Here is a 14,180-nt window from a genome sequence, read left to right as displayed (position 1 = left end):
TTGGCAAAAGAACTTATTTAGACCAATCATCAAAGACTTCATTGATGACTTTATTCTCGATAAAAATCATCTGCTACCACAGAGAATCTATAAATGATAGTGCGTAAGTCCTACTTTATTTAAATTAATTACATATTTTTATTGTTTAATTTATTTAAAATAAAATTAGTTTTTAGAATCAGAATCAAAAACAAGAAAAGCAAACCAAATCTCCTTTTAATCCAAAATTGCCAACTCACGATTAAAATTGAGTTAACTTATCATTTTTTCTTATATGCATCTTCACTAAAAACCATTGCATTTATCCACTTTTACTACATTTTTACCTTTTAGTCATTTTATACTAAACTTTAGTACAGTTAGATGAGGTGAATATGCAAACAAGTCTTGAGATTGAAGCAATGAGAGAATCAGCAAGTTCAATAGTAAATGTGCTTAAATCTCTAGCAAACACAGATCGTCTAATTATTTTGTGCCATTTAGCTAAACAAGAGTTAAATGTATCTCAGATTGAAGAACAAACTCAGATTTTCCAGCCGACCTTATCTCAGCAGCTGATGATGCTAAGAAAAAGCAAAGTTGTCTCAACACGTCGTGAAGGAAAGCAAATTTTCTATTCAATTAGTGATCCTAAGTTACAAGTTGTCTTAACAACATTGTATGAGAACTACTGTCCAAATATTTAATGTTCATTAAGTTAGATTTAAATTTTAAGCTATTGGCTTTTCCTGCATAATATCGTTATAACGATATAAACTTTGATATGCATGAAAAAAATAGATTTGAGTATAAGCACTCTTTTTCCAGCTTTTAAATGGCTAAAAACGTATCAAATATCGAGCTTTAAATCCGATTTGATTGCTGCTTTTATCGTTCTCGCAATGTTAGTACCTCAAGGTATGGCTTATGCGATGCTTGCTGGTTTGCCACCTGTTATGGGTATTTATGCAAGCATATTGCCAATGATTGTTTATGCCTTCACTGGCAGTAGCACTACGCTATCGATTGGTCCTGTTGCAATCATTTCGATGATGGTCTTTGCAACACTAAACCCTTTATTCCCTGTCGGCAGTCAACAATATATCGAAGCGGCTTATCTATTGACCATAATGGTAGGTGTGATCTCGCTAGTTCTAGGATTATTGCGCTTTGGTTTTTTAATTCAATTGATTAGCCATCCAGTTATTCAAAGTTTTATCATTGCTTCTGCATTACTGATTGCTCTCGGGCAACTTAAGTTTTTATTAGATATACCTCTTCAGTCAAATAATATTCCTGAATTTATTTCTAGCTTAGTCAAACATATACAAGAACTTAGCTTAATCAGTTTGATTTTCAGTTGTGCCGCCATATTAATTTTAGTGCTTTTACCAAAATTTGTGCACTCAGTTTTCCTGGCTCGAATTATCCCATTAATCGTTGTTATCTCATCGATCATTATCGTTGCAATATTTGATCTGGAACAAAATAGTTTAAAAACCGTCGGCACTATCCCGAGTGGTTTACCACATTTTTATTTTCCGTCATGGGATTCTGAGCTTGCTTTTAAGCTCTTACCAAGCGCGTTTATGATTGCCATGATCAGCTTTGTAGAGTCTCTTGCAATCGCTCAAGCCACTGCTTTACAGAAACGTGATGACTTAAATAGTAGTCAAGAACTCATTGCTTTAGGATTCGCAAATATCGCAGCAAGTATTAACAATGGTTTTGCGGTTTCAGGTAGCTTGTCACGCACTGTGGTAAATAGTGATGCAGGTGCAAAAACACCGATTTCAGGTGTCCTCTCCTCTCTCACTATGATTTTAGTCTGCTTGTATTTTACAGGTATCTTTGAAACTCTTCCCCTAACTGTATTAGCCGCTACAATTTTAGTCTCCATTTGGAAACTCATCACTATCGCTCCTTTTATCGAAACATGGAAATATTCAAAGGCAGATGGTTTTGCGATGTTAATAACCTTCCTCGGCGTAACATTCATTGATATTTCTACAGGTCTGATTATTGGTATTGGTCTTACTTTTATCATGTTGCTATGGCGTGTCAGCCGTCCACATATAGCTGTGATCGGTCTGATAGAAGGAACTCAACACTTTAGAAATGTATCACGCTATGATGTCATTACTGTTCCGACTATTGCCTCTTTTCGTATTGATGAAAACCTAAGCTTCTTAAATGCACACGTATTAAAAGGCTATGTGATTACTGAACTTAGTCAAAATGCAGAAATCCGACATGTGATTATAAATTGTTCAAGTATCAGCAACATCGATCTTAGTGCATTAGAAATGTTGGAAGAGTTAAATAAGGAACTCGCGCATCTTAATATTAAACTACACCTGTCTGAAGTGAAGAGTCCTGTGATGGATCGTTTAAGAAAATCAAAGCTCGTGGATGAATTAACAGGTGAAATTTTTCTTTCGCATTATCAGGCAGTTCAAAGCATATCTCCTATTGAAAAAAATTAGGAGGACAGTGATAAATGCTGTTTTTTCATACAAAGAGATAAAATACTTTCTGATAAAACATTTGCAAAAACATTATGTTAATTTTTACGCAATTTTTTAAGTAATTCATCATCAAAAAAAATTTTATTATTCATGGTGCTTAGGTATAGAATACGGCGCTTGTTTAACCTTAAACCGCACATGGGTTTGTAAGGCCTTTATATGTTTAGTGTACTGTCTCGCTTAAGTTTAGTTACCAAAATTATTATCGCTATTTTTTTAGGAATTGGCGTGGCAATGCTGTTTCCTAACTTTACACCTTATTTAAGTTTATTGGGTGAATTGTTTATTAAAGCTTTGAAGTCTGTTGCACCCATTTTAGTTTTCGTGCTTGTGTTATCTTCAATTGCGAATTTTAAAGTTGGACAGCATTCAAACCTAAAACCTGTCATGACCCTTTATGTAGTCGGTATGCTACTCGCTGCATTTAGTGCAGTGATTGCAAGTATTGTATTCCCAAGTCAGTTGTTTCTTCATCTAACTACACAATCAGAACTACAAGCACCTGGTAGTTTAGCTGAAATCTTAAAAAATCTTCTTTTAAGCTTTATTGCAAACCCAGTACAAGCAATTAGTGAAGCTAACTTCATTGGAATTTTAGCTTGGGCAATTGGTTTAGGCATCGCATTGCGTCATAGTTCTGATACAACCAAAAAAGTACTTACAGATGTTGCAGATGCGGTCAATAAAATCATTCATGTTGTTATTGGATTCGCTCCAATCGGTATTTTCGGTTTAGTCGCTGTTACTTTTGCTGATGCAGGTTTGGCTACTCTTTCAAGTTATGCCCATATACTTATGGTACTTCTTGGTACGATGTTCTTCGTTGCTCTTGTAATTAATCCAATTCTTGTTGGAATTACAATGCGATCGAATCCTTATCCATTAGTTTTCAAATGTTTGAAAGAAAGTGGTATTACTGCTTTTTTCACGCGCAGCTCAGCAGCGAATATTCCTGTGAATTTAGATTTAGCTCATCGTTTAGGTGTCAATGAAGCAACTGCGAGTGTTTCGATTCCTTTAGGCGCTACGGTAAATATGGCGGGTGCAGCTGTAACTATCACAGTATTAACATTAGCCGCTGTACATACACTAGGTATTCACGTTGATTTAAGCACAATGCTTATTTTATCAGTTGTTGCCACAGTATCCGCTTGTGGTGCATCTGGTGTTGCTGGTGGTTCTTTATTGCTAATCCCTGTTGCATGTAGCCTATTTGGTATATCATCAGAAGTCGCAATGCAAGTGGTTGCTATTGGTATGATTATTAGTGTTTTGCAGGACTCAACTGAAACTGCATTAAACTCATCAACTGATGTTTTATTCACTGCTGCAGTAGATTTTCGTAACCGTCAATAATCGTAGGTTATTATGCCTTTACAACGTTTACCAAACTGGATTCAAATCGGTGCTTTTTTATTGGCATTGAATGCAGGAATGGTAAACGTTTTAGGTTTATTTACCGTTCTTCATCAATCTGTTTCTCATATGACTGGAAATGTCAGTATGCTTGCAATGAGCTTACTGGACTGGCAACCTGACCACTTTATTTACTTAGCTTTAGTCGTTATTTGTTTCGTTATTGGTTCCTTTTATAGTGGACTGATTTTAGGAAATAGTAATGTGACTTTTGGTCACCATTATGGATTTCCGCTCAGCCTTGTTGCTATATTTTTATTCCTCACATGGCTGCTCCTCCCTTACTTTCCTCGTTATGGTCTTCTTTGGGCTTGCGTTGCAATGGGTGTTCAAAATGCAATGGTTAGCCATTACAAAGGAGCAATCATTCGCACCACACATCTGTCTGGAGTTTTGACAGATATTGGTTTGACTATTGGCTACAAAGTTCGAGGTTTAAAAATTGAAAATAGGCGTATTTTTTTACATTTTCTAATTTTTACGGGTTTTTTAGTGGGTGGATTGATTGCCAGTTTGCTTTATCCTTATTTAAAATTACAAACTTTTCTCATACCTGCAGGACTGAGTCTTGTATTAAGTATGACTTATTGGATCGTTTATTTTCGCTCTTCATCACACTCAGATTTGGATTGAATTATGGTAAAAAATGCATTACAAGCTCAATTGCTTAAAGCGGGCTTAGTTGATAATAAAAAAGCGAAGAAACTAACCAAACAAGCTCAGCACGAACAGCGCACTGGACAAAATGATGATGCTGAATTAAAAGCTGAAATTGATCGTGCAAAACAAGAGAAATTAGCAAAAGATCAGGCATTAAATTTAGAAAAGCAAAAAATTCTTGAAGAAAAAGCGTTGAAAGCCTCGATCATTCAAATGATCAAACAACATAAAGTTGAAAATACAGAGGGTGATATTGCTTATCAATTTATTGATGAGAACAAGATCAAAAAAGTTTACATCAATCAACAAATTTATAATGCGCTGGTATCAGGTTCTCTTGTTGTCGCAAAAGATCAGGAACAATACGCTTATCTACCAAAGGCTTTAGCCGAAAAAATTGATCAAAAAATGCAAGGCTTCATTTTGGTTAATAATAAAGATGAGAAAAATGACCAAACTACAGATGAAGAAGATCCTTACGCAGCATATGTGATACCTGATGATCTGATGTGGTAATTGAATGTAATAACACCTTACAGTTCGTATATAAACTGTCAGCAAATTATCAGAATTCAATTCAACACCTTACAATTCTCGCATTAAAGAATTTTAAGGTGTTTTTATTTTGAATTATTTTAATTTTATTAGCGATATTCGAACTGAATTGAGCCAATACCCTTGGCTAGAAATGTTAGTCGCATTATCAATTCTGATTTTCTTTGCCGCTTTGGCAAACTTTATTGCTAAAAGAATTATCGTTCGTGGTATTAGACATTTAATCACCAAATTAAAATCACCGAATCAATCAATCTTTGCGCAACATAGTATTACTCGTCGCTTTGCAAATATCGTCCCTGCTATTGTGATTATGAATGGTATTACGACCATTCCACATCTCCCAGCCAAAGTGATTACATTTGTACAAATGGGTGCTCAGGCATTTATTTTCCTGACTCTAGCCTTAACGGTTAGTGAAGCACTCAATATTTTTAACTTACTTTATCAACGTAACCCAAAATCCAGAAACAAACCCATCAAAGGTTATCTTCAACTCATCAAGTTAATCCTATTTGTCGTTTGTGGTCTTATGATCCTAGGCACCTTCCTCAAAAAAGATGTATTTACCTTATTGGCTGGATTTGGTGCGATGGCAGCGGTGTTAATGTTGGTTTTCCAAAATACGATTCTGTCATTAGTTGCTAGTATTCAAATATCTTCTTATGACATGGTGCGCATTGGTGACTGGATTGAAATGCCATCGCTAAACGCGGATGGTGACGTAATTGATATGTCATTACATACTGTGACGGTACAAAACTTTGATAAGACATTTACAACCATCCCAACCAACAAACTTGTAACTGATACATTTAGAAACTGGCGCGGGATGAGTAACTCGGGTTGCCGCCGCATAAAACGTTCAATTTTTCTTGATCAAAGCACTGTTCACTTTATGACAGATACAGAACAACAGAAGTTAAAAGAGTTTTTATTATTAGATCAATATTTAGATGCGAAACAGTCTGAAATTGATGAGTTTAACCAACAACTCAGCAATCAATCGCAATACAACAAGCGACGTTTGACAAATGTTGGTACATTTAGAGCATATGTTGAATTTTACTTACGTCAACATCAAGGTATTGCACAGCATCAAACTATTCTGGTGCGTCAGTTACAACCTACAAGCGAAGGACTACCTTTAGAAATTTATGCATTCACCAATACAATTGCATGGGCTTCTTATGAGGCAATCCAATCTGATATTTTTGATCACTTAATTGCAATTATCCCAGAGTTTGGACTGAGAATTTATCAAGCTCCATCAGGACATGATTTTCAAGCTTTGAATCATCAAAATACAAATAACGTTGAGCAAATAATTTAAGGTACCCATATAAAAATAGCCTGAAAGGTGTAGTAACTATATCTCTCGGGCTATTAAGTATTTTAAAGTCAGTTTAAGCTCTTTTAAACTAAGACAAATTTAACTCTTCATCTTTAGTAAGCGTAATTGCTGTGAGCATAGGTATACCTAAAATTACAGGAACGACAATAATCCATAAATCCGTAACGATTTTCTCGGAAAAGAAAAAGTGAATTGAAAGTGCTGTAATAGTTAAGACTGAAAATAAAACAGCGACAAATCGAACCGTAAACTTTAACAACATATTCTTTATCCTATTCAGTTTTTGTATTTCACTCTCAGTATATACCCCTCTGATGAATCAATTTTGGTTTTTATCGCATAGTTTTAATAAAACAAAAGTTAGATTCAATAAAATCTTGATTTTGAATTGATCCATCTACTTGGCTGCCTATTTTTATCATTAGACACTAGGAAATGATGCTTATTCGTCCTCAAAGCACATGGAATGCAACTTGATGCAATGCTAAAAATGATGCATCAAAATAATTCGTAATTTCATTTGGGTGACATATATGATTTTAGAAAGCCACCAAATCAAAGCAAGAAAAGTGCATTTCGACTTCTCAGAATCTTCAGTGTGCTGGATGAAAAACGATCCACTTTGTTCTCATGTGGCAAATGGAATCAACATGCTTTTACCTGCTGGTGAATTTTGGTTTTGTCGCGTATTTAATAAAACCATCCCTCTCATAACAGATGAAAAATTAAAAGAAGATGTTATTGGATTTATTCGCCAAGAAGCTACTCATGCTCGCGCTCATGAAAATGTACAAGATTTTTTAAGGGAAAATGGCTACGACGTTCAAGATCAACTAAATCGTGCCCACTTCTTATTTAATATACTTTTAGGTGATAAGCCGTTAGGACTTCCAATACTTAGAAATAAAGCGCTTGAAGAATATTGGTTATTATTCCGTGTTGGTATTATCGCAGCGATTGAACATTTCACTGGAACTATTGGTCAATGGACACTAGAAAGCAAGTCTTGGGATTCAGCAGACCCAGCGATGGCTGATTTATTTCGCTGGCATCTAGCTGAAGAAGTAGAACATCGTTGTGTAGCCTATGATTTATTTGAGCATCTTGTAAAAAATAAATTTGGCTTCTATCTATCTCGTCAAGCGATCATGATGGTAATCTTTCCTCTGTTCATTTATCTACTTGCTGATTTTGCCCGTGGTTTAGCAACTCAAGATTTAGAGAATGAGAAAATGCAAAAGCTCGTTCGCCAAAGTTTCTTTAATTTCATTCGCGAGTTTGAAAAAACTGCAACTCAAACAAACCATCTTCCTACGATTAAATATTTGTGGAAAGCAACGCTTCGCTGGGTTTCGCCGAAGTTTAATCCTGTCGATGAGGGCAATACAGAACAAGCATTGGCATATATGGCTCAATCTCCTGCCGTCAAGTTCTTTGAGCAACAAGACCATCGCTCAAAAGTCAGTTAAGATTTAAGTTTAGATCAAAACAAAAAAGATAATTTAAAGTAGACTTTAAATTATCTTTCCTCCCTTGCAATGGTAAATTTAGTTTCACTTAATTACGGGCTATAATTTTATCAATTTTTACCATTGGTTATCATTTTTACCTTTTGTGATTTTCTATACATTTTTTCTGATATGCTACAGGTTGAAGTTAAGTTAGTACTTTGGGCCAAGGGGAAAGTTTAGATGTTGCAATGGTTTGAGAAATTAGTTGATCCTTATCCAACAAAAGACTTAAACAAACCATTACCAACCACTTTTTTTGCTTTTGTTTGGCAAGCCACTGAGGGCGTTCGACCTTTTTTATTTTTACTGATTTTATGTGCTGCAGCTGCTGCTTGTTTTGAAGCTTTATTTTTTTCATATATCGGAAAACTGGTAGATTGGCTCAGTAAAAGTCAACCAGATACCTTTTTAGCAACGAATCAACAGAATCTGACTATCCTTATTAGCATTTTATTTGCGAATATATTTTTTGTAAGTATTCAATCAATTATTAAACATCAGGTTTTATTTAGTAATTTCCCAATGCGGATGCGTTGGCGCTTTCACAATTTACTATTACAACAAAGTTTAGATTTCTTCCATACTGATTTTGCAGGTCGACTCTCTGCCAAAGTTATGCAAACAGCTTTAGCTGTACGTGAATTTTGGATGATTTTAGGCGACATGTTGGTCTATGTACTTATCTATTTCATTACGATTAGTCTTGTACTTGGCTCAATTTCGCCTGTACTCATTGTTCCATTACTTTTATGGTTGGCATTGTTTATCGGTATCGCGAGCTACTTTATTCCTCGACTAGGTCGCGTCTCTCAAGAGCAAGCCGATGCACGAGCTGTGATGACAGGACGTGTTACTGATGCATACACCAATATTCAAACAGTGAAATTGTTTGCACATGCTGGTCGTGAAAGCCAGTATGCAAAAGAATCCATGAAAGAATTCATGGTGACTGTTTATAAGCAAATGCGATTGGCTGTCAAATATCAAATCTGTATTCGTCTTCTTAGCGCATTTCTCTTTATTAGTGTTATTGGTACATCAGTTTGGCTTTGGACCGAAGGTCAAGCTGCACTAGGCGTAATCGCGGCCACAACCGCAATGGTACTTAAACTTGATAGCTTAGCTGAGTTTATCATGTGGCATGTCACCATGCTTTTTGAGAATGTAGGTACCATTCAAGATGGTATGAAAACCTTAGGTAAGCCAATCGAGATTCAAGACAAACCTGATGCCACTGAACTCAAAGTCCCTCATGGTGAAATTAGTTTTGAAAATGTCAGTTTTGCTTATAACGACAAAAACGTTATTGATCACTTTAATCTAACCATCAAACCTGGTGAGAAAATTGGCATTGTAGGTCGATCAGGAGCAGGAAAATCAACGTTAATCCAACTGCTTCTACATTTTTATTCGATTCATCAGGGTCGTATTCTTATCGATGGTCAAAATATCCATCAAGTGACTCAAGATAGTCTCCGTGCAAATATCGCACTGGTCACCCAAGACACTTCTCTACTACATCGCACTGTTGCGGAAAATATTAAATATGGTCGACCAAACGCTACCCTTGATGAAGTATATCAAGCAGTTAAAAAAGCAAAGGCTGATGAGTTTATTCCTCAACTAAGTGATCAAAAAGGTCGTGTAGGCTTCGATGCATTTGTGGGTGAACGTGGTGTCAAACTATCAGGTGGACAACGCCAACGTATTGCAATATCTAGAGTTTTCCTCAAAGATGCCCCTATTTTGATACTTGATGAAGCAACTAGCGCGTTAGATTCTGAAGTTGAAGCCGCAATTCAAAGCAGTTTAAATGACTTGATGGTAGGCAAAACGGTTATTGCAATTGCACACCGATTATCTACTATTGCACAAATGGATCGTCTCATTGTTCTTGATCAAGGCAAAATTGTCGAGCAAGGCACACATGAGCAACTCATTGCAAATGATGGCTTGTATGCCCAACTATGGAAACGTCAAACAGGCGGTTTTCTTGTTGAGCAACGAGTAACTCAGCAGGATAAAGAATAATGTTGTATTTAGAAGATTTGAAAATTGGAGATCGTTTCATCAGTCGTGAGTATGAAATGACACTTGAAGAAGTTAAACAGTTTGCAAGTCAATACGACCCTCAACCCTTTCATCTCGATGAACAAGCAGCAGCTCAACATCCAATTTTTCAAGGCTTAGCTGCAAGTGGTTGGCATACATCAGCCGTAACGATGCGTCTTTGGACTGAGTGTTTCCCTATTGCAGGCGGTTTACTGGGTTCAGAGTCAAGTTTACGTTGGCCAAGGCCAACACGGGTTGGCGATAAAATCCATGTGGAAGTTGAAATTACTGCAATTGTGCCATCAAAAACCAAAAATGATCGTGGTATCGTCAGCTACGTAACACAGGCTTTGAACCAACACGGTGATGTGTTATTAATATCTACTACCAAAATTATGGTTTTTAGAAAACCTTCTTGATTTTTGAACATTAGGTGACTCTCTTGTCCAACAATTTTTATGATTCAATCTTTTATTTCATGCAAATATGTTCGAGACCTAGATGTTTAAAAGATATGGGCAAAAATTGATGAGCGCCACGGAAAGCACATGAAAACAACCTCAACTCGTCAAGATCAAGGAATACCAGGCGTTTACGGCTTATTGCTATTAGATGTCGTTTCACGTTGGGGATACAACGATGAAACTTTATTTGCTCCATTTCATTTGACTAGCGAACTTCTAGCAGATCCAAACTATAGAATTCCAACACCTGTAGCAAACGAATTAGTAAAACATGCATTACGCCTAACAGGTGAAAGTACACTTGGCTTTCACTTAGGCACACAGATGCGTATTTCAATTCACGGTTTTATTGGCTATGCCATTATGACCGCACATGACATTACTGATGCGATTGCCCTTGCGAGTCGTTTCATCCAATTACGCTTACCTTTTTTACAACTTTATTTCTCGACTTTTGGTCCCAAAGCCACCCTTCAACTGCAATGTGATATTGATGTAGAGCCACTCAGAACGGAGATTATTCTAGGGCTGACGATTGGCATCATGACCATGGCAAAGGCATTAACTGGTATCGAAGATCTTCAAGGTGAAGTGGATCTAGATTTTCCAGAACCTGAAGGTTTTGATAAATATAAAGACAAGTTGAATAGTACGATCCGTTTTAACCAGCCACATTTAATATCAAGTTTTGATAAAAAATATCTTGGTTTAAAAATGGTGAATGCTGATCCAATCGCAAGCCAAATCGCAATTAACCAATGTGAATCTGAATTATCAGCATTGGGTGAGCGTCGTCGTCTAGCGATGCGTGTTCGTGATATTTTAACCAATTCAGAGCAACACTATTTAAGTATTGAGAGTGTTGCAGAACGTCTTCATATGTCTGACCGTACACTCAAACGACAATTGGCTGCTGAAGGAACATCTTTTTCAACACTAGTCGATGAAGTTCGATATCGTCATGCGACTTCACTACTCTCCCGAACAGATTATAGTTTGGAACAAATTGCAGATGAATTAGGTTATTCTGACGTTGCCAACTTCAGTCGTGCATTCAAACGTTGGAGTGGTCGTAGTCCGAGTAACTGGCGTAAAGACCCATATTTGTAATATTTTCAGTGCATCATTTATTGATGCTTTTGTTTTTATTGAAAAACCTGTATAAAGCCAAACAAAAATGATGAGACAGATTTTTAAGGAGTTGTCATGAATCATCCAGAAGATTTGAAATATGCGCGCACGCATGAATGGGTAAGAATCGAGGGTGACCTTGTTGTTACAGGTATTACTGATCATGCTCAAGATGAGTTAGGTGATTTAGTATATGTAGAAACTCCAGAAGTTGGCAGCCAAGTTACGGCTACTGAACAAGCTGGAATTGTTGAATCTGTAAAAACAGCTTCTGACATCCATGCTCCTATTTCAGGAACTGTGGTTGAAGTAAATACTGCACTTGAAGATGATCCTGACTTTGTCAATGAAGAGCCATATGGAAAAGGTTGGATTTACAAAATCAAACCAGACAATATGGCTGATGTTGAAAAATTACTTTCAAATACAGAGTATGAATCAGGTTTGTAATTTTCGATTCTATTTAAAAAGACCCAGTGTTTGATCACTGGGTTTTTTATTAGATAATTATAAAAAGTTTGATATGGCTAAGCCATTTTACTAAAGCTAACAATTGATGAATAAATATCGTTCTAAAATAACTATAAATAGCTAAGCTATCGCAAGCAAAACCATGATGTTTAGCATCTAAAACTTTATAAAAACTTATGCATAAGCATTTTGATTGATTATCTTAAAAACTCAGAATATTAGTCATAAACCTTAATTTTCAGTTCAAAATATAAGCATTTTGAGATAATAAACTACAAAACTAGGACTTAAATCAGCCACTAAAGCCGATGCTTCTCGTATATTTTTTTAATTTTAAAAGTAAATGTTTCAGATTTGTAACAGATATGAAGATTTTGAATATTTTTCAACCAAATAAAATACATTTGTTATGATAAAAAAGTCTAATTTATTTAATAAAGAAATTAAGATTCATACACTTAATTTAAATTACATAAACAATACAATTTAGATACATAATTATAACAGTTTTTTAAAAATCATTCGTGATTGAATCTGTGACCTTATCAGTCTTATTAGAATAGTAAATCATTTTTGGCTATTCAGATGTGATTGCAAAATTATGGATATGTAAGGACAGGCATCCATTATGAATTTTTCTAATCCCACCGTTGTTGTGTTCGTGGTATATATTCTTGCCATGCTCGGTATAGGTTTATACGCCTATTTCTCCACCAAAAACCTAGATGATTATATTCTCGGAGGACGTAGTCTAGGTAGTTTTGTCACCGCTTTATCTGCTGGTGCATCGGATATGAGTGGTTGGTTACTCATGGGTTTACCTGGTGCCATTTACTTGACTGGATTATCAGAATCATGGATTGCGATCGGGTTAATAATCGGTGCATGGCTTAACTGGTATTTGGTTGCTGGACGTCTACGCGTTCATACCGAAGTACAGAATAATGCACTAACATTACCAGATTATTTCACTGGTCGTTTTGATGATCAGAAGAAAATTTTGCGTGTCACATCTGCGTTGATCATTCTGGTTTTCTTTGCAATTTACTGTGCTTCAGGCATGGTTGCTGGTGCTCGATTGTTTGAAACACTATTCCATATGCCTTATGAAACTGCCTTATGGTTAGGTGCTTTTGCAACAATTGGCTATGTGTGTGTTGGTGGCTTCTTAGCAATCAGCTGGACGGATACTTTCCAAGCTGGTTTAATGATCTTCGCTTTATTGCTTCTTCCAATTGTGACTTACATGTCATTAGGAATTGGCGCAGAAGAATTTACTGCTTTGGTAGAAACTGCTCGTCCACATGCTTACGATTTTGTTTCGAATCTAAGTTTTGTTGCGATCCTCTCAGCAGCAGCATGGGGCTTAGGCTATTTTGGTCAACCTCACATTCTTGTACGCTTCATGGCAGCTGACTCAGTAAAATCTATTCCAGCAGCTCGTCGCATCGGTATGACTTGGATGATTCTATGTTTAGCTGGTGCTGTTGGTTCAGGTTTCGTTGGTATCGCTTACTTCCAGCAACACCCAGAACTTGCTGCCGCGGTAGCAGGTAACCATGAAACAGTATTCATGGAACTCACAAAAATCTTATTCAACCCTTGGGTTGTAGGTGTAATCTTAGCTGCAATTCTATCTGCAATTATGAGTACGCTAAGTTGTCAGTTACTAGTATGTTCAAGTGCTTTGACTGAAGATTTATACAAAGGCTTTATCCGTAAAAATGCGTCTCAAAAAGAACTCGTTTGGATTGGTCGTGCAATGGTACTTGCAGTTGCATTACTTGCGCTGGTGTTAGCTCAAAACCCTGACAGTAAAGTTTTAGGTTTGGTTGCTTATGCTTGGGCTGGTTTCGGTGCAGCATTCGGTCCTTTGATTATTCTTTCATTGTTCTGGAAGCGTATGACATTGAACGGTGCACTTGTGGGTATGGTTGTCGGTGCAGTTAAGTTGACAAAAATAACTAATGATGCGAAAAGGTTTTTTTAGTTAACAGATGTTCACACATGCCTAGAATTGTTTCTGTACCACTTAGTTTAGAACAGCGAGAACGACTCA

The 14,180-nt window shown here is 36.4% G+C and carries 12 protein-coding genes and 1 pseudogene; 12 read left to right on the top strand and 1 reads right to left on the bottom strand.

Translation table 11 applies throughout. The features are described 5' to 3' along the window. Window positions 1–374 precede the first annotated feature (374 nt). The 6 genes from ACSC97_RS15510 to ACSC97_RS15485 all read left to right on the top strand — a co-directional run bounded on the left by ACSC97_RS15510 (window position 375) and on the right by ACSC97_RS15485 (window position 6,471). Window positions 375–686 carry an ArsR/SmtB family transcription factor gene (locus ACSC97_RS15510; protein ID WP_004915442.1) on the top strand — a complete coding sequence of 104 codons (312 nt, stop codon included), beginning with the start codon at window positions 375–377 and terminating at the stop codon, window positions 684–686. Between the two features lie 81 nt (window positions 687–767). Further along, window positions 768–2,465: a SulP family inorganic anion transporter gene (locus ACSC97_RS15505; protein ID WP_436661827.1), complete on the top strand. Its 1,698-nt coding sequence runs from the start codon at window positions 768–770 to the stop codon at window positions 2,463–2,465. 201 nt (window positions 2,466–2,666) lie between these two features. Beyond that, window positions 2,667–3,863: a serine/threonine transporter SstT gene (sstT, locus tag ACSC97_RS15500; RefSeq protein ID WP_436661825.1), complete on the top strand. Its 1,197-nt coding sequence runs from the start codon at window positions 2,667–2,669 to the stop codon at window positions 3,861–3,863. A gap of 12 nt (window positions 3,864–3,875) precedes the next feature. Then, window positions 3,876–4,556, top strand: a complete 681-nt coding sequence (locus tag ACSC97_RS15495; RefSeq protein ID WP_004954688.1) for a YoaK family protein — start codon at window positions 3,876–3,878, stop codon at window positions 4,554–4,556. 3 nt (window positions 4,557–4,559) lie between these two features. Further along, complete coding sequence (locus ACSC97_RS15490; protein ID WP_004915432.1) at window positions 4,560–5,099, top strand: DUF2058 domain-containing protein; 540 nt, start codon at window positions 4,560–4,562, stop codon at window positions 5,097–5,099. Between the two features lie 109 nt (window positions 5,100–5,208). After that, window positions 5,209–6,471: a mechanosensitive ion channel family protein gene (locus ACSC97_RS15485; RefSeq protein WP_168153888.1), complete on the top strand. Its 1,263-nt coding sequence runs from the start codon at window positions 5,209–5,211 to the stop codon at window positions 6,469–6,471. Window positions 6,472–6,559: 88 nt separating this feature from the next. Here the strand turns inward: ACSC97_RS15485 and ACSC97_RS15480 are convergent, their stop codons facing one another. Continuing rightward, window positions 6,560–6,754 (bottom strand): hypothetical protein, encoded by a 195-nt coding sequence (locus ACSC97_RS15480; protein WP_004954693.1) that lies wholly within the window; start codon window positions 6,752–6,754, stop codon window positions 6,560–6,562. A 271-nt stretch (window positions 6,755–7,025) separates the two neighbouring features. Between ACSC97_RS15480 and ACSC97_RS15475 the strand changes: the two genes are divergently transcribed. The 6 genes and pseudogenes from ACSC97_RS15475 to putP all read left to right on the top strand — a co-directional run. After that, entirely contained in the window at window positions 7,026–7,961 is a 936-nt protein-coding gene (locus ACSC97_RS15475) for a metal-dependent hydrolase (protein WP_436661822.1), read from the top strand. Window positions 7,962–8,183: 222 nt separating this feature from the next. Continuing rightward, a complete protein-coding gene (locus ACSC97_RS15470; RefSeq protein WP_436661820.1) occupies window positions 8,184–10,034 on the top strand; it encodes an ABC transporter ATP-binding protein in 1,851 nt (616 codons plus the stop codon). Then, complete coding sequence (locus tag ACSC97_RS15465) at window positions 10,034–10,474, top strand: MaoC family dehydratase (protein ID WP_004954698.1); 441 nt, start codon at window positions 10,034–10,036, stop codon at window positions 10,472–10,474. Before ACSC97_RS15470 ends, ACSC97_RS15465 begins: the two co-directional genes overlap by 1 nt. A gap of 129 nt (window positions 10,475–10,603) precedes the next feature. Then, entirely contained in the window at window positions 10,604–11,629 is a 1,026-nt protein-coding gene (locus ACSC97_RS15460; protein WP_004954701.1) for an AraC family transcriptional regulator, read from the top strand. 96 nt (window positions 11,630–11,725) lie between these two features. Further along, window positions 11,726–12,100 carry a glycine cleavage system protein GcvH gene (gene gcvH, locus ACSC97_RS15455; RefSeq protein WP_004915409.1) on the top strand — a complete coding sequence of 125 codons (375 nt, stop codon included), beginning with the start codon at window positions 11,726–11,728 and terminating at the stop codon, window positions 12,098–12,100. Window positions 12,101–12,749: 649 nt separating this feature from the next. After that, window positions 12,750–14,069, top strand: a pseudogene (gene putP / locus ACSC97_RS15450) (sodium/proline symporter PutP); the annotation flags it as partial. Between the last annotated feature and the right edge of the window lie 111 nt (window positions 14,070–14,180).

Source organism: Acinetobacter sp. P1(2025), from assembly GCF_051390655.1.
GTDB classification, from domain to species: Bacteria; Pseudomonadota; Gammaproteobacteria; order Pseudomonadales; family Moraxellaceae; genus Acinetobacter; species Acinetobacter junii.
Note: the sequence above shows the minus strand (reverse complement) of the source record. Positions and strands in the feature narration are given on the sequence as shown.